Below are 21061 nucleotides of genomic sequence, written 5' to 3' on the forward strand. Positions count from 1 at the left end.
AACGGACCGTTCGTCCGATCCGATTGGACGAACGGTCCGTTCACCCCACGACGCCTTTCCGCCTGGAGGCAAGGGATAACGCGCGCGTTCAGCCCTTCGGCTCGGCGGGTTCGAACGTCACCGGCAGGTCGCGCAGGCCGCGGTTGCGGAACGACGGGCGCCAGCGCAGTTCGTCGGGGCGCGCCGTCGGCGCCAGGCCGGGCAGCCGCCGCAGCGCGGTCTCGAAACCGACTTCGGCCTCCATCCGGGCCAGCGGCGCGCCCAGGCAGAAGTGCGCGCCGTGGCCGAAGGCGAGGTGCGGGTTGTCCGCGCGGGTCAGGTCCAGCGCGTCCGGGTCGGCGAACACCTCCGGGTCGTGCTGCGCCGACACCAGCGACAGCAGCACGGTCGCGCCCGCGGGCACCGTCACCCCGCCGATCTCGACGTCGGTGATGGGGAATCGGCGGATCGCCGTCTGCGGCGGCGGGTCGAAGCGCAGCAGCTCGTCCACCGCGGACCGCAGCAGCTCCGGTTCGGTGCGCATCGCGGTGAGCTGGTCGGGATGCGACAGCAGGGCGGCGAAGCCGTTGCCCAGCAGGTTCACCGTGTTCTCGTAGCCCGCGAACAGCATCAGGAACGCGGCGGAGGTCAGTTCGTCGGCGGAGAGCCGGTCGTGCTGGGCGAGCAGCGAGCTGATGAAGTCCTCGCCGGGATCGGTGCGCTTGGCGGCGACGAGTTCCAGCAGGAACCGGTGCAGCGAGCGCAACGCTTCGCCCGCGGACTCGCGGGAGGTGGGCGCGAGCATCTCGTCGGTCCACGCGCGGAAATCGGGCCGGTCGGCCTGCGGGACGCCGAGCAGCTCGGAGATCACCAGGATCGGCAGCGGTCCCGCGTAGGACGCGATCAGGTCTGCGGCGCCCGCCGGGGTGATCGCGTCGAGGAGTTCGTCGGCGATCTGCTGCACGCGGGGGCGCAGGTGGTGCACGCGGAACGCCTGCGCGGTGATCCGCCGCAGCCGGGTGTGGTCCGGGGCGTCCATGTTGAGCAGGTTCGCGTCGAGCTCCGGGGGCAGCGAGAACCCCCGGTAGCCGTCCCGCGCGTGCGCTTTGTCCAGCGACAGCCGCGGATCGGCCAATCCGGCGCGCACGTCCTCGTAGCGGGTCACCAGCCACACCTCGGTGCCGTCGGGGGTGATCGCCCGGTGCACCGAGCCCTGTTCCCGGAGCCGCGCGTACGTCGCCAGCGGCGCGGTCACGAACTCACCGCCGAGCTCAACTGCTCCCATGCGGCGAATCTACGACACGTCCTCGCCCGCCCGGCGGCGACAAGCGGTCAGGCCCGGGAGTTCTCCAGAGCGCGCCGGACGAGGACGCGGGCGAGGTGGCGGCGGTAGTCGGCGGAGGCTGCGGGCTCGTCGGCGGGGGAGGTGCCGTCGGCCGCGCGCTCCGCGGCCTCGGCGAGCGGGGCACCGGCGGCCAGCGCGGTTTCGACGGCGGTGGCGCGCAGCGGCGTCGCGCCCATGTTCACCAGCGCCACCGCGTCCCCGGCGACGGCGACGCCGACCACGGCCCAGTCGATGGCGCGGCGGGTGAACTTCTGGAAGTCCCATCCGGCGGTCTGCTTCGGCACCCGGACCTCGGTGATGATCTCGCCCGGTTCCAGCGCGGTTTCGAAGAAGTCCACGAAGAACTCCGCGGCGGGAACGTCCCGCGTCCCGTCGGGTCCGCGCAGCACCAGCACCGCGTCCAGCGCCAGCACCACCGCGGGCAGGTCGGCCGCCGCGTCGCCGTGCGCGAGCGATCCGCCGAGGGTGCCGCGGTGGCGGACCTGCGGGTCACCGATGGTGCCAGCGGCGTGCGCCAGCAGCGGCACCGCGCGGGCCAGCAGCGCCGAGTTCGCCAGGTCGTGGTGCCGGGTCAGCGCGCCGATCCGCACTTCGGGCCCCGCGTCCTCGACGAACGCGAGTTCGCGCAGCGCGGTCACGTCGACGAGCAGTTCGGGCACGGCGAGGCGCAGTTTCATCAGCGGCAGCAACGAATGCCCGCCTGCCAGCAGCTTCGCGTCGTCGCCGTGCTCGGCGAGCAGCCGCAGCGCGTCGTCCACGGATTCCGCGCGGTGGTAGGTGAACGCGGCGGGGATCACCGGGCGGTCTCCTCGCGCGAGGCGGTGAGCACCGAATCGACGATGTTCTGGTAGCCGGTGCAGCGGCAGAGGTTGCCCTCCAGGCCGTCGCGCACTTCCCGCTCGGTCGGTGAGGGGTTCTCCTGCAACAGCGACACCGAGGCCAGCACCATGCCGGGCGTGCAGAATCCGCACTGCAGGCCGTGGCACTCCTGGAAGGCCCGCTGCACCGGGTGCAGCCGCTCGTCGGTGGAGAGCCCTTCGATGGTCGTGACGTCGTGCCCGTCGGCCTGCGCGGCCAGGACGGTGCAGGACTTCACCGACTCACCGTCGAGCAGCACCGTGCACGCGCCGCACGAAGTGGTGTCGCAACCGGTGTTCGTGCCGGTCAGTCCGCAGGTCTCGCGCAGGAAGTGCACGAGCAGGGTGCGGTCCTCGACCTCGTGCCGTTGCTCGGTGTCGTTGACGGTGATCGTGACTCGCAACCGGTGCTCCCTCGCGAAGACTGGCCGCCACCCTACCGGGAAAACGGCGGATTTGATCAATTTTTCGTCCGTTGGCCATGCGTCGGAACGGCCCCGGCACATGCCTATACTGGTTATGACAGTCCGAGTGTCGTGATCCGCTGCGAGGTGTTCGATGTCTGATCGCCCCGGTGTCGATCCCGTCCGTCGAGGGTGGACGTGTTCCCGCGACGTCGCGGCGGTGGACTCCACGACCGGGCCGCTGGACATGCGGCTGTTGAACACCAGGAGCCCCAGCGTGGCGCGCTGCTTCGACGCGCTGCTCGGCGGCAAGGACAACTACGCGGTGGATCGCGCCGTCGTCGACGCCGCCCTGGAGGTGTCCCCCGGGCTGGTCACCGCCACCGTGGACCACCGGGAATGGCTGATGCGGGTGGTCCGCTACCTGGCGCAGAACGTGGGCATCGACCAGTTCTTGGACATCGGTTCGGGCCTGCCCGCGCCGGAGAACACCCACCAGGTGGCGCAGCGGGCCAATCCGGACGCCGTCGTGGTGTACGTGGACCACGACCCGATGGTGCACTCGCACGGCCAGGCGCTGCTCGCGGACAACGACCACACGCACTTCGCCTTCGCCGACCTGACCCGCCCCGCGGAACTGCTGGCGATGCCCGCCATCGCGCGCAACATCGACCTGTCCCGGCCGGTGGCGTTGCTGCAGGGCGCGACGTTGCAGCACGTGTCGGACGGGCAGCGTCCGCACCGCGTGATGGCGGAGTACGTGGCCGCGTTGGCGCCGGGTTCGTACGTGGCGGTGAGCCACCTGCACCGTCCGGAGGAGGCTGCGCACGCCGAAACGGCCGCACGGCTGGAAAAGCTGATGCTCGCCGAGCTCGGCACCGGCTGGTTCCGGGACCGCGAGGAGATCACCGCGCTGTTCGACGGCACCGAGATCACCGAGCCGGGCCTGACGCGGGCCGCGGACTGGTGGCCGGACGGCCCGCGGCTGCGTTCGCTGGTGCCCGCGCAGAACCTGCTGCTGTGCGGAGTCGGCCGCAAGCCCTGATACCGGGAACGGGACGGTCGACGCGGGAGCCGCCTCGCGGGCTCGGGACGGACTCCACCGGCCGGTTTCGGGGATCTGGCAGGATTTCGTCGTGGCGACCGCAGCGCAGAGAGGCTGAACCGTGTTCGTTCTCGGCATCGACAGTTCGACCCAGTCCACCAAGGCCGTGGTCGCCGACGCGGAAACCGGCCGGATCGTGGCCGAGGGGAAAGCGCACCACCCGGCGGGAACCGAAGTGGACCCGTGGGCGTGGTGGACGGCGGCGCAGGAAGCCGTCGCGCACGCCGCCGCCGGCGCTCCCGGCAAGATCGAAGCGGTGTCCGTCGCGGGCCAGCAGCACGGCATGGTCGCGTTGGACGGCGCGGGGAACCCGGTGCGGGACGCGTTGCTGTGGAACGACACCCGCTCCGCGCCGCAGGCCCGCGCGCTGATCGACGCGCACGGCGCGGCGACGCTCGCCGAGCGCACCGGGCTGGTGCCGGTCGCGAGCTTCACCCTCACGAAACTGGCGTGGCTGGCGCAGAACGAACCGCACCACGCCGACCGCGTCGACCGGGTGCTGCTCCCGCACGACTGGTTGACCTGGCTGTTCGCCGGTCGCCCCGAACGGGCCTGCACCGACCGCGGCGACGCTTCCGGCACCGGCTACTACGCGCCCGCGACGGGACGGTGGCTGCCGGACCTGCTCCGCGAGGCCATGGGCGGCCGGACCCCGCGGTTGCCGGACGTGCTGGGACCGGCCGAATCCGCCGGTCGCGCCTCCGGATTCGCCCCGCTGGAGGGCGCGCTGCTCGGCGCGGGCACCGGCGACAACATGGCCGGTGCGCTGGGGATCGGCGCGGGACCGGGCGATGTGGTCGTGTCGCTGGGGACCTCGGGCACGGCGTTCGCCGTCGCCGACCATCCCTGCGCCGACCCGTCGGGCCTCGTCGCGGGATTCTGCGACGCCACCGGCCGGTACCTGCCGCTGGTGTGCACGCTCAACGCGGCCAGGGTGCTCAGCGGCACGGCGAGCATGCTCGGCACGGACCTCGCAGGGCTGGACCGGCTCGCCCTGGAGGCGGCACCGGGCGCGGGCGGGCTCTCCCTGCTGCCCTACTTGGAGGGCGAGCGGACCCCGGACCTGCCGGACGCCACCGGCACCCTCACCGGTCTCCGCGGCACCAACATGACCCCGGAGAACCTGGCGCGGGCCGCGGTCGAAGGCATGCTGTGCGGCCTCGCCGACGGCGTCGAGGCGCTGCGCGCCGTCGGCGTGGAGGTCCGCAGGGTGCTGCTGATCGGCGGCGCGAGCGAATCCGCCGCGGTGCGCGCGGTCGCCCCCTCGCTGTTCGGGGTCCCGGTGGAGATCCCGGAGGCCACCGAGTACGTCGCGCTCGGCGCGGCGAAGCAGGCCGCGTGGGCGATCTCCGGTTCGACCACCCCGCCGGACTGGGAACTGCGCTCCCAGCCGTGCCCGGCGGCGAACATCTACCAGGGCGAAGCGGTCCGCCACACCTACCGCACCGCCCGCGAACAGATCCACGGCTTCTGAGCAGCCCGCTGCCGCCCGAGAGGTGAACGCGCGCAGCTGGTCGTGCCCGCTCGCGCCTGCTGGATCGGATCTCCGCGATGAGCGGAGGTGCGCGGGCACAGCGCAGCGGTGGAAACCGGAGGATTCCCCGATGAACTGGAGCCGGACGGTGTCCGCGCAGAGGTCGGAGCGGTCTTCGGCGGCGCTGCGGTTGATAGCTTCGGAAGACGTCCGCTCGTGCTCCCGCGAGCGGCTCTGCGCCCGAGACTACGGAGGTCGGTCGGCATGACCACAGCAGTGATAGCCATCGGGATCGTGGTCTTCCTGGTGGTGATCTTGTTCGGTCGGAACCGTTCATCGGGTGGCGCCGGAGGTGGCTACAGCGGTGACAGCGGTAGTGGCGACGGGGGCGGTGGCTGCTGATCGTCCCGACAGCGACAGCGGCAGGCGCGTTCAGGTCGGCACCACCGGCAGCTGACCGAAGCGGGCTGCCGGGTGCCGTAGGTCGGATTTCCGCTGCGGGACAAGGAGAACGGCGGCGATTTCACCGAACGAGGTGATAGGTTGCCGGATCACTCGCGCGCAACGGGTATCGGGCTCCGGCGTGCGAATGGTGTGCACCGAGCCCGAGATGGTGGGGGAGTGATCGTCGTGATCTCGGCGGTAGCGTTCGTCGTGCTCGCACTCGCAGTGGTGATCAGCATGGTCGCCCGGCGCCGTCCCCCGCGCCGTGGCGGCGACACGGTCGCGCCGTTCATCGGAGCCGGCGGCGCCCACCACTCCACGCACGGCCACTCCGTGCACGGCGGAGGATTCGACGGGGGCGGCGTCAGCGGCGGTGTCGACGGCGGCGGCTGCGGTGGCGACAGCGGTGACGGTGGCGGCGGCTGCTGATCAGCCCGAGAGCAACAGCAGCAGGCCCGTTCCGGTCAGCAGCACCATCGCCACCACCACCGGCAGCTGACCGAGGCGGGCCGCGCGCGCGTCGAACGAGCGCAACGCCTGGTCGTGGGCGGCGGCGGTGCTCGCGAGGTGGCCGAGCACGATCGCGTTGATCTGCACCATCGCGACCGCGCCGGGGGAGAGCACCGAGTAGTCCGGCGCGTCGCCCGCCGACCCGAACAGGTCCAGCCCGGTGCCGAACGGATCACCGGCCAGGATGAACGGCTGCTGGCCCTCGATCACGAAGAACGAGAAGTAGTGCGCCACGCCGTAGCCCACGGCGATCGGCAGCAGCGTCGCGGCGAACCGGGCGGCCAACGGCTCCGAGCTGCCCGAGACGACCGCGCTCAGCCGCATCGAACCGAAGTACAGCACCGAGATCCCCGCGATCGACACCACCAGGCCGCCGGTCGCCACGAGCACGTCCGGCAGGGGCGTCGCGTTCAGCAGCGCCTGCCACCAGCTGGTGCGGGTGAGCCCGTCGAACGCGGTCGACCCGATCAGCACGCACGCCAACCCGGCAAGACCGGGCACCGGGTCGGGACGCACCAGGCCCGCCAGCGGATTGCGCAGGATCAGCCGCCCGTCCGAGCGGCGTCCCAGCGGCGCGCACCGGGCCAGCAGCGTCGAGTACACCTCGAAACCGTCGCCGCGCTCGAACCACGCGGGGCCGTAGCGGGCGGCGGCGGCCAGGTTCAGCAGCGCGTAGCCGAGGATCAGCGCGGCGACCAGCCGCGGATCGGCGCGGTTCGGCGCGACCAGCTCCAGCCACACGAAACCCAGCAGCCAGGCCGTCGCCACCCGGTAGCCGAGCCACCCCGGCACCGGTCGCGGATCGCGCCCCAGCCGCAGCGCGCTCAGCACGGTGCGCAGCGGGTTCACCGCTCGCCACACGGGTCCCAGCAGCACGCTCGCGGGGATCAGCCCGACCCAGAACGTCACGAACAACGCCCACGGCGCCAGGTTCGCGTTCGTCTCCGCCGGGCCGAAGAAGCCGACGGCCACCACGAAGACCGCGAGCAGCAGCACCACGATCCGGGCGGCACCGCGCAGCCGGGCGGAGTTCACCGCGGCGAACCGCACCGGTCGACCGGCCTCCGGGTCCAGCCACGGCTTCGACCACAGCGCGAGCAGCGCGACGAACGACACGGCGACCGCCAGCGCCCCGCCGACGACCGCGGCGGCGCCGTTGAGCGGCAGGTCGGTGCGGCCGCCGAGGCCGTGCGCGAGGAACTCGGTGCTCACCGCACTTCCAGGCTGGGCAGCGAGAGCCCTGACTCGTGCAGTTCGGCCTCGTACACGCCGGGGAGGTCGGCGGTGAACTCGACGACGCCGACCTCGCCGGGGGTCAGCGGCGCCGACTCGTCGTAGCCGTGGATGTGCAGCTCGTCGGGGCGGTCGCTGCGCACCTGGTACCGGACCTGGCCGCCGAGCGGGACCGACACCCGCTCCGTGCCGGTGCGGACCTGCCCGCCCGCGACCTCCGCGTCGACGACCACCGGCGGCGCGTCCGGCGCGGCGGGCTCGGGCGGGGGAGCGCCGCAACCCGCGAGCAGCAGGGCCGAGGCGGTGAGCGCGCATCCGATGAGCCGCGCCGTCGTTGTCATCGCAGTGGTCCTCCTGGTCACGCCGAATGTTTACAACAATCAATGTCACATTGAGGGATGACATTGTCCAGTTTCTGGTGTTCCATGGCCCGCATGAACCAGACCGCCGCCGAGTGGCACCGGGCGCTGCTGATGCAAGAGGTGCGGCCCACGGGAGGCGCCGCGCTCGACCAGATCTTCATCGCCTCCGGTGGCGCGACCGTGCTGACCCTGCTGCTCTTGCTGCTCGGCTACGCGCACCGCACCGGCCGCACCCGGCTCCTCGAACGAGCCGCCGCGCTGTCCCAGCGCGTGCTGCCGCGCGGGCTGCCCGGCTGGGTCGCGCTGCCGCAGATCGTCGCGATGATCTCGCTGCTCACGGCGCTGCTCGGGATGTACTGGGACATCTCGCTGCACATCACCCAGGGCCGGGACGAAGGCCCGCTGGCCAACATCGCGCACTACCCGATCCTCATCGGCCTGTTCGGCCTGTTCACCGCGGGCATGTTGGCCGTCGTGCTGCCCAAGGACGAACCCGTCGGCGGCGCGGCCGTGCGCATCACCCGCGACTGGTACGCCCCGGTCAGCGGACTGCTGCTGGCCGGAGCCGGGTTCTACGCGCTGCTCGGGTTCCCGCTCGACGACGTGTGGCACCGCATCTTCGGCCAGGACGTGACGCTGTGGGGGCCGACGCACCTGATGCTCATCGGCGGCGCCGGTCTGTCCCTGGTCGCCGTCGCGCTGCTCGAACGCGAAGGCAGGCTCGCCCGCTCCGACCTCGGTGAACCGGGCGCGCTGCCGCGGTTCGCGCACCGCGGCATGGCGATCGGCGGCCTGCTCGTCGGCCTTTCGGTGTTCCAAGCGGAGTTCGACTTCGGCGTGCAGCAGTTCCGCATGGTGCACCAGCCGTTCCTGATCGCCGTGGCCGTCGGCTGCGCGCTGGTCGTCGCGCGGTTGTGGGCCGGGCGCGGCGCGGCGCTGTTCGTCGTCGGGTTCTACGTGCTGGTGCGCGGCGGCGTCGCCGTGCTCGTGGGCCCGGTGCTCGGGGAGCAGTTCGCCACCATCCCGCTGCACGTCGTGGAAGCGCTCTGCGTCGAAGCCGCCGCGCTGCTGCTGGCCCGCCGCGCGCTGGCGCTCGGCGTGGTGTCCGGCCTGCTCATCGGCACCGTCGGGTACGCGTCCGAGTACGCGTGGACCCAGCTCGCCTTCCCGTTGCCGTGGACCCCGGACATGGCCCTCGAAGGCGCCGCCATGGCGGTGGCCGGCGGTGTCGCGGGCGGTGTGCTCGGCGCGCTGCTCGCCGGTGCGCTGCGCGGTGAGCTGCCGCGCCGCCAGGTCTCGGTGCCGCTGTTCGGCGGCGCGCTCGTGGTGATCGCGCTCGCCGTGACCAACGCGCTCGTCGGCACCGCGCCCCCGGTGCAGGCCACCGTCACGCTCACCGACGTGCGGGGCGGGCCGCAGGACCGCACCGGCCACGCCGTCGTGCGGATGAGCCCGGCAGGCACCGGGCAGGACTCCACCTGGCTCACCATGACCGGCTGGCAAGGCGGTGACCTGCACGTCGACCGGCTCACCCCGATCGGCCCGGACACCTACCGCACCAACGAGCCGATGCCGCTGCACGGCACCTGGAAGACCATGATCCGGTTCCACGAAGGCCGCGCGATGGTCGCCGTCCCGGTCTACATGCCCGCCGACGAGGCGCTGGGCGTGCCCGCGGTGACCGCGGACCCGCAGTTCACCCGCGACTCGCAACCGGAGTGGCAGGTGCTGCAGCGCGAGACGAAGCAGGACATCCCGTCCTGGCTGTGGGTGACCTGCTCGCTGGTGGTGCTGGCGTGCTCGCTGGCCCTGGTGCTGTCGCTGGGCTGGGGCGCGCAGCGGATCGGGCGCGTCGGAGCCGGTGCGCCGGAGCCGTCGCCGGAGCCGGAGAGGACGGCGACGTGATCCTCGCGCAGGCGCAGGTCCTGGCCAGCCACCCCATCATCACGGCGGTGCCGTTCTTCGTGCCCACCTTCGCGGTCGTCGGCGTCGTCGCGGTGATCGTCTACCGGGACCGCCGACGTTCCCGGGACGACGCCGACGACGACTGAGCCCGGTCACCGCGGGTGGGCGGAACCCGGCCCGAACCGCTCGCGAGTCGGGTGAACTCCGGGCTCGGTCGAGGGAAATCCTGGAAGTCGACCGTGTGGCTCTTGTCACAATTGTGGGCTCGGGGCACTCTCGGAGAGGTCGATGCGACGACCCGTACGAGAGGTGTTCGCCCATGTCTTCGACGACTGAACTGACCGACGTGCAGCGCGTACTGGGGCAGCTGCGCAGCAGCGTCGGCATGCTCCGATCGCGCTACGGAAACGCTGCGGCCGTGCGCCGCCTGAGCAACGATGTGGAACGGCTCGAGATCGACCTGGCCGAACTGTCCGCACTGCCAGCCCCGCGCCGGGAGATGAACCGCGGCGACACGGTGATGGTGCCGGACACGCCCTACGACCCGTCGTTGTGGCGCGACGCCGACGACGAAGGAGTCGGTGGCAGGCAGCAGCACTGATCGAACCGGCGCGGTGGCTCCGGCAACGCCGCCGCGGCCCGCGCCGGCACGAGTGGACGACCCAGCACCGGCAAGAACGATCGAGCCACCCAGGCCGAACCGGACACCGACAACGAGGTCACCCATGTCCGCACTCCCCGGTATCGATCCGTCCAGCGCCGAACCCGCCCACCCGCCCGGTCCTGCCGACCCGCGCACGCGGCGCACCGACCGGTGGTGGCTCGGACCGCTGATCACGGTGGTCGGCCTGGGGCTGTTCCTGATCTACGGCCTGATCCGCACGTTCATGAACACCGCCTACTGGGTGCCCGAGTACCACTACCTGGCGCCGTTCTACTCGCCGTGCCTGAGCGCGGCGTGCGTACCGGGGGCGAGCCACTGGGGGCAGTGGCTCCCCGCGATGGGGCCGTTCCTGCCGCCCCCGGTGATCGTGCTGCCGTTCGTGTTCGGGTTCCGGCTGACCTGCTACTACTACCGCAAGGCCTACTACCGCTCGTTCTGGGCGGCGCCGCCGGCGTGCGCGGTCGCCGAACCGCACCGCCGCTACACCGGCGAGACGCGGTTCCCGCTGGTGATGCAGAACGTGCACCGGTACTTCTTCTACGTCGCGCTGCTGGTCGCGGCCGTGCTCACCTACGACACCGTGATCGCGTTCCGCGGCGCCGACGGCGGTTTCGGCGTCGGGCTCGGCTCGCTGCTCATGGTGGTCAACGCGGTGCTGCTGTGGACGTACACGGTGTCCTGCCACTCGTGCAGGCACCTCATCGGCGGTCGCATCAACCACTTCTCCAAGCACCCCGTGCGCTACTGGCTGTGGACCAAGGTGAGCGCGCTCAACGCGCGGCACATGCAGCTCGCCTGGGCCTCGCTGCTGTCGGTCGCGCTGGTCGACCTGTACGTGCTGCTCATCGCGGCCGGAGCCTTCCCCGATCCCCGACTGTTCAACTGAAAGGCCCTCGATGCGGATCGAGCAGCACGACTACGACGTCATCGTGATCGGCGCGGGCGGCGCGGGCCTGCGCGCGGCCATCGAGACCCGGCAGCGCGGACTGCGCACGGCGGTGGTGTGCAAGTCGTTGTTCGGCAAGGCCCACACGGTGATGGCCGAAGGCGGCATCGCGGCCTCCATGGGCAACGCCAACCCGCACGACGACTGGCAGGTGCACTTCCGCGACACCATGCGCGGCGGGAAGTTCCTGAACAACTGGCGGATGGCGGAGCTGCACGCGCGGGAGGCCCCGCAGCGGGTGTGGGAGCTGGAGACCTACGGTGCGCTGTTCGACCGCACCGCCGACGGCCGGATCAGCCAGCGCAACTTCGGCGGCCACGAGTACCCGCGGCTCGCGCACGTCGGCGACCGCACCGGGCTGGAGCTCATCCGCACCCTGCAGCAGAAGATCGTCTCGTTGCAGCAGGCCGACTTCGCCGAGCACGGTGAGCACGAGGCCCGGCTGAAGGTGTTCCAGGAGTGCACCGTCACCGAACTGCTCAAGGACGCCCCGGACGGACGGATCGCCGGGGCGTTCGCCTATTGGCGGGAGAGCGGGCGCTACGTGCTGTTCCGGGCTCCGGTGGTGATCCTCGCGACCGGCGGCATCGGCAAGTCGTTCAAGGTCACGTCGAACTCCTGGGAGTACACCGGCGACGGGCACGCGCTGGCGCTGCGCGCGGGGGCCGCGCTGATCAACATGGAGTTCGTGCAGTTCCACCCGACCGGCATGGTGTGGCCGCCGAGCGTGAAGGGCATCCTCGTCACCGAGTCCGTGCGCGGCGACGGGGGAGTGCTGCGCGACTCCGGCGGGCGCCGGTTCATGTTCGACTACATCCCCGACGTGTTCAAGGACAACTACGCCGACACCGAGGACGAGGCGGACCGCTGGTACGCCGACCCCGAGGCCAACCGCAGACCGCCGGAACTGCTGCCCCGCGACGAGGTGGCCCGCGCGATCAACAGCGAGATCAAGGCGGGCCGCGGCTCCGAGCACGGCGGGGTGTTCCTGGACATCGCGACCCGGCTGACCCCGGACGAGATCACCCGGCGGTTGCCGTCGATGCACCACCAGTTCCGCGAACTGGCCGACGTGGACATCACCGGGGAGATGATGGAGGTCGGCCCCACCTGCCACTACGTGATGGGCGGGGTGGAGGTCGACCCGGACACCGCGGCCTCCGGGGTGCCGGGGCTGTTCGCGGCCGGTGAGGTCGCGGGCGGGATGCACGGGTCCAACCGGCTGGGCGGGAATTCGCTGTCGGACCTGCTCGTGTTCGGCAGGCGGGCCGGGCTGGGCGCCGCGGAATACCTGGCGGCCGGGAACCGGCCGGAACCCCGTCAGTCCGATGTGGACGATGCGGCCGAGCGCGCGGAGCAACCGTTCGCGCCCGCCGCGAACGCGGAGAACCCGTACGCGCTGCACTCCGAGCTGCAGCAGGTGATGAACGACCTCGTCGGCATCATCCGCGTCGGCGAGCAGATGCAGGACGCGTTGCGGCGCCTGGACGAACTGCGCGAACGCGCCCGGAACCTGGTGGTCGAGGGCAACCGGCAGTTCAACCCCGGCTGGCACCTCGCCCTGGACCTGCGGAACATGCTCCTGGTCAGCGAATGCGTGGCGCGGGCGGCGGTGCTGCGCACCGAGAGCCGCGGCGGCCACACCCGCGACGACCACCCGGGCATGGCTCCCACGTGGCGGCGCACCCTGCTGGCCTGCTCGCTGAGCAGGGACGGCGTCCGCGTCGACGAGCAGCGCCAGCTCCCGGTGCGCCCGGACCTGCTGGAGCTGTTCGCGGCCGAGGAACTGCGCAAGTACTTCACCGACGAGGAACTCGCCGCCGCGGCGGGCTGAGGAGGCCGACGATGAGTTACCTGGCGCATCTTCGCGTGTGGCACGGCGACGCCGACGGCGGCGAGCTGCGGGACCACGTCGTCGAGGCGGCCGAGGGCGAGGTGGTGCTCGACCTCGTGCACCGCCTGCAGGCCACCGAATGCCCCGACCTCGCGGTGCGGTGGAACTGCAAGGCCGGCAAGTGCGGCTCCTGCTCGGCGGAGATCAACGGCAAGCCGAAGCTGATGTGCATGACGCGGATGTCGACGTTCGCCACCGACGAGGTCATCACGGTGACGCCGATGCGCACCTTCCCGGTGATCAAGGACCTGGTGTGCGACGTGTCGTTCAACTACGTCAAAGCCCGCGAGGTGCCCGCGTTCGAGCCGCCCACCGACCTCGAACCCGGCGAGTACCGCATGCAGCAGGTGGACGTGCAGCGCTCGCAGGAGTTCCGCAAGTGCATCGAATGCTTCCTGTGCCAGGACGTCTGCCACGTGATCCGCGATCACGAGGACAACAAGGAGGCGTTCTCCGGGCCGAGGTTCCTGATGCGGGTGGCGGAACTGGAGATGCACCCGCTGGACGCGCGCGGCGAGACCCGCGCGGACCGGCCTGACGAGGCGCGCGAGGAGCACGGGCTCGGGTTGTGCAACATCACCCGGTGCTGCACCGACGTGTGCCCGGAGCACATCCAGATCACCGACAACGCGCTCATCCCGTTGAAGGAACGCGCCGCCGATCGGTACTACGACCCGCTGCTGCGGCTGTTCCGGCGCAAGCGGGACTGAGGTCGGCCACCGCCCGGACCGGAAAGGGCCACCGCGCGGGCTCGGGCGGTTCCACCTGGCAGGCCGGTCCGGGCCGGGTCAAGGAGTCGTGCGCATCGTTTCAAATGGCGGGAATCATTTACCGTGCGTGCCGAAACCGCATGCGCACTGTTACTCAAATAGGAAAATCGGCCATTTCGGGCTCCCGCGGGATTGCTCGGCCGGGCGCGGCCGATCGGCGCGCGTCGCCATGGCCTCGCGCTGGGGCGGAAATCACTCCGATTTCGGGCGGGCCGCTCGACGTTCGGGCCGGCGGCTCGGCGAGTGTCCATGTCGTACGGTGCGTGAGCTGGGGCATCGCCAGGTTTACCGGCACTTCCTCCACGTTTTTCCCGCACTTTCCCGTGTTGAACAGTCATCGCGCATTGCGGCCGTGTGAATGATGGCAAAGTCCCATTGCGTGCGTCATCACACTCCCGCTCGGATCGCTCCCAATTCTCGGGAAAACACCAGCTAAGGCCTGTCAAGATGCAGATCTTGGAAGGTGTCGACGCACGTCGCGAAGGGGTGGCGGGTTCTAGCCATGCCTTTGTTTCCAGCTGGGCCCGGTAGCTACGTTTTCGGCATCCGAGTCAATTAGAGCAATCGACTCCAGTGCCGGGCGGTGCGTCCGCCGGAAACGTGTCGGTTCGTGACGGAGGTAATCCCGTGAAGAAAATGCTGTTCGGTGCCGGCGCCGGTCTCTCCGCCGCGGCACTCGTGGTCGCAGCGGTTCCCGCACTCGCCGCCGCCCCGCAGGCCGACCTCGCCCCGCTGACCATGCACACGGCCAACGCCGCCGGTGCCGGTGACTCCTTCGTGGTGAACCTGAAGGACGGCGCCAACGCCGCCGACGTCGCCAAGGAACTGGGCGTGCAGACCGAGCACGTCTACAACAGCACCCTCAACGGCTTCTCGGCCTCGCTGAGCCCGCAGCAGCTGCACGACGTGCGCGCCAGCCAGGCCGTCGAAGGCGTGTCGCAGAGCTTCCGCATCCAGGTCGAGGCGCCGCACGCCGCCGCCGTCGGCTCCTGGGGCCTGGACCGGCTGGACCAGCCGGAGCTGCCGCTGGACGACACCTACGCCCCGGCGCAGACCGGTGCGGGCGTCACCGCGTACGTCATCGACACCGGCCTCGCCGTCGACCACCCCGACTTCGAAGGCCGCGCCAAGTTCGGCTTCGACGCCACCGGTGGCGACGGCGGCGACGTCCAGGGCCACGGCACGCACACCGCGGGCACCATCGCCTCCAAGACCTACGGCGTGGCCCCCGGTGCCGAGCTGGTCGGCGTGAAGGTCCTCGGCGACGACGGAAGCGGCACCAGCGCCGACATCATCGCCGGCATGGACTGGGTCGCCCAGAACGCCAACGGCCCGTCCGTGGCGAACATGTCGCTCGGCGGCAGCAAGGACCCGGCGCTGGACGAGGCCGCCACCGGCCTGGTCGACGCGGGCGTGTTCCTGGCCGTCGCGGCCGGCAACGAGTCGCAGGACGCGGAGAACGTCTCCCCGGCCAGCGCGGAGGGCGTGTTCACCACGGCGGCCTCCGACATCAGCGACACCTCGGCCGAGTTCACCAACTTCGGCGCGACCGTCGAGGGCTACGCCCCCGGCGTGGACATCACCTCGACCGTCCCCGGTGGCGGCACCGAGGCGATGGACGGCACCTCGATGGCCAGCCCGCACGTGGCCGGTGCCGGTGCGCTGTTCCTCGAAGCCAACCAGGGCGCGGCTCCGGCTGACGTGATCAAGGGCCTGCAGGGCGGCGCCTCGGTCGGCGTCGTCCAGGGCGCCCCGCAGGGCACCATCGCCGACCTGCTCCAGGTCGACGCGGGCTGACGCTCCGCAAGAAACCGGTGTGGCCGGGTATCGACCCGCGAGGCGATGCCCGGCCACCTTCTTGACCCTCTTCTTGATCGGTCAATGCCGACCGCCGATTCCCACGCGCGATGAGCGCGGACAGGTGGTCGTCCGTGGTGCCCCGCACCGCGTGGAACCACCTGATGCAGACATTGGTTCGCGGTCCTGGCACTGACCAGAGGAAGTGCGGCTGAGGTGTATCAACTCTTTCTGGCGTTCGACGGCTTCGTCCCGGCGCTGACGGTCCTGTTCCCGCTCGCGGTGCTCGTCGCCGCCGTGTCCGGCACGGTGCGCAGCAACAACCTCCGATCGGTCTCCCCGCTGCACGATCCGCTGATCGACGCGGTGCTCGTGTTCGCGGTGATGTTCACCGCCTACCTGGTGTTCTACCCGCAGCCCGAGATCGCGGAGCGGGTCCGGATGGAGATCGGCAACGACCTGTACACGGCGCTGCGGGCGGCTCCCGGCGATGTGCGGCCCTGGGTGCAGCTGGCCGGGAACCTGGTGCTGCTGCTGCCGATGGCGACCCTGGTGCCGCTGCGGGTCCGCTGGTTCGACAACCTCGGCAAGATCGTCATCGGCGGGCTGATGACGGCGCTGACGATCGAGACCGTGCAGTTCTTCTTCATCCCCGGCCGGGTCGCCTCCACCGACGACGTCGTGCTCAACACGCTCGGCGCGTCCATGGGCGGCCTCGTGGTGTGCGCCCGCTGGTGGCGCGCTCAGGGCCAGCTCCCCGGCCCCAACCACCGCAGCGTCGAGCCGGACGAGGCGCAGACGACGGTGTGGCGGATCATCGAGAAGATCGAGCAGGAGCGCGTTCCCGGCGTGCGGCGCCCGGACACCGCCACGGTGCGCGTCGCGACCCGGCAGAGCCGCGAGCGCAACGCGGTGCCGGTGCGCCGGCCCGGCGCCCCGCTCCCGGCCGAGGCGCGCGGAACCGCCGCGCGCCGCCCGGCGGTGGCGAACGTCCCGGCTCCCGCGAAGGCCCCGGCCCAGGACGGCCGCATCCCCGCGAACGCGGCACCGCGCGAGGGACGGGTGCCGTCCCCCGCCGCCATCGAGCGGGCTTTCCCGGCCGCGGCGAACGCCTCGGGCGGGCGGCCCCGCCAGGGCGTGCCCGCCGGTCGCACTCCCGCGCGGCGTTCCTGACACCGGTGGCCGGGTGACCCGCGCCCGGCCACCCGGCCACCGGCACCACCCGGCCGGACGCGCCCTCGGCCGGATGGGGCTCAGCGGCGCCGCGCCTACTTCCCGCGCGGCGCCTGCTTCGGAGTTCCCTGCAAGGCCTGGTTGCGGGCGCTGAACGAGCGTCCGAGGGCGGCCACCTCCCGCTCCATCTCCGGCATGATCTTGCGCAGCGACGGGGCCATGATCCGCGCGACCAGCTTCGAGGCGGGCAGGTTGCGCAGCCAGTGCATCAGCATCACCGGGCGCGGCACGTACACCCGGCGGGAGCGGCGCTCCACGGCGTCGGCGAACGCGATGGCGCACTTCTCCACGGTCGTGGTGGCGTGCATCGGCCACGGCAGGCGCTTGCGCATCTCCCGGAAGCTCGGCAGGTCCGCCTTCGCGTCGCGCACCAGGTCGGTGTCGATCCACGACGGGTGGGCGCTGCCGACCGCGACGCCGAGGTGGGCGACCTCGGAGCTCAGCGCGCTGGCCAGGGCCTCCGCGCCCGCCTTGCTCGCGGTGTAGGCGGCCATGCCGCCCATCGGGGCGAACGCCGACAGCGAGGACACGACCAGGACGTAGCCGCGCTGCTCGATCACGTGCGGCAGCGCGAGGCGCGCGGTGTGGAAGACGCCGTTGATGTTCACGTCGATCGTCTTGGTGAACGCGTGCGGGTCGCCGTTCTGCACGGTGCCGAACGGCGCGATGCCCGCGTTGGCGATCACCACGTCGATCCGGCCGTGCGCGGCGACGGTGCCGTCGATGGCGGCCTGGAGGGAGTCGGGGTCGGTGACGTCGGCCTCGAACCAGGTGTGGCCGTCGCCGAGTTCGGCGGTGACGGCTTTGAGCTCATCGGGTTCGAGCCCGGTCAGCGAGAGCCGGGCGCCGCGACGGGCGAGCTCCCTGGCGGTCTGCGCACCGATGCCGCGCGCGGCACCGGTGATCAGGACGACTTTGCCGGACATCGTTGACGGCATGCGCACTCCCGGAACGTGGATCAGCGTCACCTACTCCGAGGTAGGCTACCGGCAGTAGCTTACTTTCGGTAGGTCCAGGCGCGCGGACTCCGCTCAGCCTGTGGATGAACGCCGAACCTGTGGACGACTCCCGCGATTTCGCGAGAGATCGAACGCCCCCGGCCACGTCCCCTGCGCAGCCTCACCTGCGTCGATGCCGCTGCTGGCCGGACTCGTGCGGCGCTCCGGGTTCTCGCGAGATCGCGACGGGACGGACCAGGTTCAGAGCGGTTCAGAGGGCGGTGAGGTCGGCTCGCTCGACGTCGCGGCCGTCCAGGATCCGCTCCGCCAGCGAGCGCATCTGGGTCGCCGAACCCTCCTCCAACTCCGCCTGGGCCAATTGCTCCCCGCCGTCGTAGAGACCGGCCATGGCCTCCTTGAACGGCCCCGTGAACTCCGGGCCGCGGGCCTGCCGCAGCCGGTCCACCAGCTCCGCGCTCGGCATCCCCGGCACCCGGGACTCCCCGGCGACGAGATCCTCGGGCGCGCTGCCGGACGGAACGTCCTCGGTGTCGGTGAGCCAGCGGGTCAGCTCGTCGGCCTGGGCCTGCCGGTCCCGCTGGATCCCCGCCGCGTAGGCGGCGACCTCGGGATCGCCGGAGTCGGCCGCCAGCTCGGTCAGCTCCAGCAGCTGCTGGTGGTGCGCCAGCAGCTGCCGGGCGAACTCCTGATCGGTGCTCGTGTGCGCCGCGTCCTCCTGCTCCTCGGTCTCCGGCGCGTCCGCGCCGGGCGGCTCCGAGGAGTCCGCGGCCGGTGGCGGGGCGGGCTGCTCCGCGGGGCCGCAGCCGGTGAGCGCCAGCCCGCAGGCCAGCGCCGCGCCGACCAGCAGCCGCGGCGCGCGCGCCCGGCCCCGGGCGGGGGAAACGCCTGGTCCGGCGGTCGTCGGGCCGCCGGGCGCGTGCCGGCTCGGCGACCACGCGCGGCCGGGCGGTGCGGTCCGCGTTGGCCGGTGCCGGTGGAACGAGGCTCGCTGCACGTGCCGCCCTCTCCCAGGGTGGTGGTCGGGTCCGGCCGGGCCCGCAGGCATCGCCGACCGGGGCTGTCGCGCTCCAGGCTAACGATCGAGAAGCGCTCACCCGCCAGGGTGCGCCGCGCCGGTGGCCGACGCGAGGTGTCGCCTCGCTCTCACCACGGATGACCTTGCGCGAGTCGATGACTAGGGTGGCTACGGCCCGGCCGCAGGCACGTGCGGCGGTCGGACTACTATCCGCAGACGGCAGCGATCGTGCCGGGCGCAGGCCACCTGGTACCTGGGCGCGTCGCAGCCGACGCGCCGACCCGACCGGGTCGGGCGGTCCCGTTCGCGGGCCCGCGCAATCACGAGGAACAGTGCAGGAGGCACCGTGACGGCCGTCGCGCCACAGCCGATAGCCACGCGCCCCTATCCGGCGCGCCAAACGGTCAAGGGGTCGTTCCTGGCGCGGATGTTCCGCACCACCGACCACAAGCAGATCGGCATCCTCTACCTCGTCACCTCGATCGCCTTCTTCATCGTGGGCGGGTTGATGGCGATGCTGATCCGCGGGGAGCTGGCCGTTCCCGGGATGCAGTTCTTGTCCCAGGAGCAGTACAACCAGCTGTTCACGATGCACGGCACGATCATGCTGCTGCTGTACGCGACGCCGATCTTGTTCGGCTTCGCGAACTACATCCTGCCGCTGCAGATCGGTTCGCCGGACGTCGCGTTCCCGCGCCTGAACGCGTTCGGCTACTGGCTCTACCTGTTCGGTGGGCTCGTGGTCGTCAGCGGGTTCCTGCTGCCGGGCGGTGCCGCGGACTTCGGCTGGTTCGCCTACACCCCGCTCTCGGACGCCCTGCACTCGCCGGGCCACGGCGCGGACTTCTGGGTCGCCGGCCTGGCCGTCTCCGGTCTGGGCACGATCCTCGGTGCGGTCAACATGATCACCACCGTGGTCTGCCTGCGCGCACCGGGCATGACCATGTGGCGGATGCCGATCTTCACCTGGAACATCCTGGTGACGAGCGTGCTGATCCTGATGGCCTTCCCGATCCTCACCGCGGCCCTGATGGGTCTGCTGGCGGACCGGCAGCTCGGTGCCCACGTGTTCGACCCCGCCAACGGCGGCGTGATCCTCTGGCAGCACCTGTTCTGGTTCTTCGGACACCCCGAGGTCTACATCGTCGCGCTGCCGTTCTTCGGCATCGTCTCGGAGATCTTCCCGGTGTTCAGCCGCAAGCCGCTGTTCGGCTACACCGGCCTGGTGTACGCGACGCTGGGCATCGCGGCCCTGTCGGTCGTCGTGTGGGCGCACCACATGTACGCGACCGGCGCGGTGCTGCTGCCGTTCTTCTCGTTCACCACGTTCCTCATCGCCATCCCGACGGGCATGAAGTTCTTCAACTGGATCGGCACCATGTGGCGCGGCCAGCTGACGTTCGAGACGCCGATGCTGTTCAGCGTCGGGTTCCTGGCGACGTTCCTGTTCGGCGGTCTGACCGGCGTCCTGCTGGCCGCCCCGCCGATCGACTTCCACGTCTCCGACACGTACTTCGTGGTCGCGCACTTCCACTACGTGCTCTACGGCACGATCGTGTTCGCGACCTTCGCCGGCATCTACTTCTGGTTCCCGAAGATGACGGGCCGGATGATGGACGAGCGGCTCGGGAAGATCCACTTCTGGTTGACGTTCATCGGCTTCCACACCACGTTCCTGGTGCAGCACTGGCTGGGCAACGAGGGCATGGTCCGCCGGTACGCCGACTACCTGGAATCCGACGGCTTCACCGCGCTGAACACGCTGTCCACCGTGGGCGCGTTCATCCTCGGCGCGTCGATGCTGCCGTTCCTGTGGAACGTGTTCAAGAGCTACCGCTACGGCGAGATCGTGAACGTCGACGACCCGTGGGGCTACGGCAACTCCCTGGAGTGGGCCACGTCCTGCCCGCCGCCGCGGCACAACTTCACCGAGCTGCCCCGGATCCGCTCCGAGCGCCCGGCCTTCGAACTGCACTACCCGCACGTCGCGGACCGGATGCGCCTCGAAGCCCACGTCGGCCTCACCGGCAAGCCGCTCGCGCACGCCGCTCCCTCGGAGAAGGCGGCGCAGGCCGTGGTCCCGCCCGAGCAAGGCGGGGACCGCGACGCCACCGAGAAGTAACCGCTCACCGCGAGCGCAACGTGATGTGCGCGCTAGTGCCGCA

Annotated in this window: 19 protein-coding genes; 12 read left to right on the forward strand and 7 right to left on the reverse strand. The window is 71.3% G+C overall.

The features are described from left to right. Positions 1-88: 88 nt before the first annotated feature. The 3 genes from ACWD38_RS09465 to ACWD38_RS09475 are packed head-to-tail and all read right to left on the reverse strand — an operon-like array spanning position 89 to position 2585. Positions 89-1264, reverse strand: a complete 1176-nt coding sequence (locus tag ACWD38_RS09465) for a cytochrome P450 family protein (protein WP_450123835.1) — start codon at positions 1262-1264, stop codon at positions 89-91. A gap of 47 nt (positions 1265-1311) precedes the next feature. After that, complete coding sequence (locus ACWD38_RS09470; RefSeq protein WP_184477185.1) at positions 1312-2121, reverse strand: FAD binding domain-containing protein; 810 nt, start codon at positions 2119-2121, stop codon at positions 1312-1314. Continuing rightward, a complete protein-coding gene (locus ACWD38_RS09475; RefSeq protein ID WP_246456668.1) occupies positions 2118-2585 on the reverse strand; it encodes a (2Fe-2S)-binding protein in 468 nt (155 codons plus the stop codon). Before ACWD38_RS09475 ends, ACWD38_RS09470 begins: the two co-directional genes overlap by 4 nt. 154 nt (positions 2586-2739) lie before the next feature. Between ACWD38_RS09475 and ACWD38_RS09480 the strand changes: the two genes are divergently transcribed. From ACWD38_RS09480 to ACWD38_RS09490, 3 genes are all read left to right on the forward strand, one after another. Then, entirely contained in the window at positions 2740-3630 is an 891-nt protein-coding gene (locus ACWD38_RS09480; RefSeq protein WP_246456669.1) for an SAM-dependent methyltransferase, read from the forward strand. A gap of 121 nt (positions 3631-3751) precedes the next feature. After that, positions 3752-5164 carry a xylulokinase gene (gene xylB, locus ACWD38_RS09485; RefSeq protein ID WP_184477190.1) on the forward strand — a complete coding sequence of 471 codons (1413 nt, stop codon included), beginning with the start codon at positions 3752-3754 and terminating at the stop codon, positions 5162-5164. A gap of 630 nt (positions 5165-5794) precedes the next feature. Then, positions 5795-6037 carry a hypothetical protein gene (locus tag ACWD38_RS09490; RefSeq protein WP_184477192.1) on the forward strand — a complete coding sequence of 81 codons (243 nt, stop codon included), beginning with the start codon at positions 5795-5797 and terminating at the stop codon, positions 6035-6037. On the opposite strand, the gene ACWD38_RS09495 is transcribed toward ACWD38_RS09490, so the two are convergent. Together ACWD38_RS09495 and ACWD38_RS09500 are read right to left on the reverse strand one after the other, a co-directional pair. Then, a complete protein-coding gene (locus ACWD38_RS09495; protein WP_184477194.1) occupies positions 6038-7330 on the reverse strand; it encodes a hypothetical protein in 1293 nt (430 codons plus the stop codon). After that, on the reverse strand, positions 7327-7692 hold the full coding sequence (locus ACWD38_RS09500) for a hypothetical protein (protein ID WP_450123836.1): 366 nt from the start codon (positions 7690-7692) through the stop codon (positions 7327-7329). The genes ACWD38_RS09495 and ACWD38_RS09500 overlap by 4 nt, the downstream gene beginning before the upstream one ends. A 93-nt stretch (positions 7693-7785) precedes the next feature. On the opposite strand from ACWD38_RS09500, the gene ACWD38_RS09505 reads away from it, so the two are divergent. The 8 genes from ACWD38_RS09505 to ACWD38_RS09540 all read left to right on the forward strand — a co-directional run bounded on the left by ACWD38_RS09505 (position 7786) and on the right by ACWD38_RS09540 (position 16862). Further along, positions 7786-9618, forward strand: coding sequence for a hypothetical protein (locus ACWD38_RS09505; protein ID WP_450123837.1), 1833 nt, complete (start codon positions 7786-7788; stop codon positions 9616-9618). Beyond that, complete coding sequence (locus ACWD38_RS09510) at positions 9615-9764, forward strand: hypothetical protein (RefSeq protein WP_184477199.1); 150 nt, start codon at positions 9615-9617, stop codon at positions 9762-9764. The genes ACWD38_RS09505 and ACWD38_RS09510 overlap by 4 nt, the downstream gene beginning before the upstream one ends. A 173-nt stretch (positions 9765-9937) precedes the next feature. Further along, positions 9938-10219 (forward strand): hypothetical protein, encoded by a 282-nt coding sequence (locus ACWD38_RS09515; RefSeq protein WP_184477201.1) that lies wholly within the window; start codon positions 9938-9940, stop codon positions 10217-10219. Between the two features lie 124 nt (positions 10220-10343). Beyond that, entirely contained in the window at positions 10344-11168 is an 825-nt protein-coding gene (locus ACWD38_RS09520) for a hypothetical protein (protein ID WP_450123838.1), read from the forward strand. A gap of 10 nt (positions 11169-11178) precedes the next feature. Then, on the forward strand, positions 11179-13062 hold the full coding sequence (locus ACWD38_RS09525) for a fumarate reductase/succinate dehydrogenase flavoprotein subunit (RefSeq protein ID WP_450123839.1): 1884 nt from the start codon (positions 11179-11181) through the stop codon (positions 13060-13062). Positions 13063-13073: 11 nt separating this feature from the next. Next, complete coding sequence (locus tag ACWD38_RS09530) at positions 13074-13832, forward strand: succinate dehydrogenase/fumarate reductase iron-sulfur subunit (protein ID WP_450123840.1); 759 nt, start codon at positions 13074-13076, stop codon at positions 13830-13832. Positions 13833-14528: 696 nt separating this feature from the next. Then, positions 14529-15689, forward strand: coding sequence for a S8 family peptidase (locus ACWD38_RS09535; protein ID WP_184484730.1), 1161 nt, complete (start codon positions 14529-14531; stop codon positions 15687-15689). A 216-nt stretch (positions 15690-15905) separates the two neighbouring features. Then, a complete protein-coding gene (locus ACWD38_RS09540; protein WP_184477209.1) occupies positions 15906-16862 on the forward strand; it encodes a VanZ family protein in 957 nt (318 codons plus the stop codon). Between the two features lie 95 nt (positions 16863-16957). On the opposite strand, the gene ACWD38_RS09545 is transcribed toward ACWD38_RS09540, so the two are convergent. Further along, entirely contained in the window at positions 16958-17860 is a 903-nt protein-coding gene (locus tag ACWD38_RS09545) for an SDR family oxidoreductase (protein WP_184477211.1), read from the reverse strand. Between the two features lie 271 nt (positions 17861-18131). Further along, complete coding sequence (locus ACWD38_RS09550; RefSeq protein WP_450123841.1) at positions 18132-18875, reverse strand: DUF305 domain-containing protein; 744 nt, start codon at positions 18873-18875, stop codon at positions 18132-18134. 367 nt (positions 18876-19242) lie between these two features. Between ACWD38_RS09550 and ctaD the strand changes: the two genes are divergently transcribed. Next, entirely contained in the window at positions 19243-21018 is a 1776-nt protein-coding gene (gene ctaD, locus ACWD38_RS09555; RefSeq protein WP_184477215.1) for an aa3-type cytochrome oxidase subunit I, read from the forward strand. Positions 21019-21061: the final 43 nt, after the last annotated feature.

The sequence above is a fragment of the Saccharopolyspora sp. NPDC002578 genome (genome assembly GCF_053592695.1).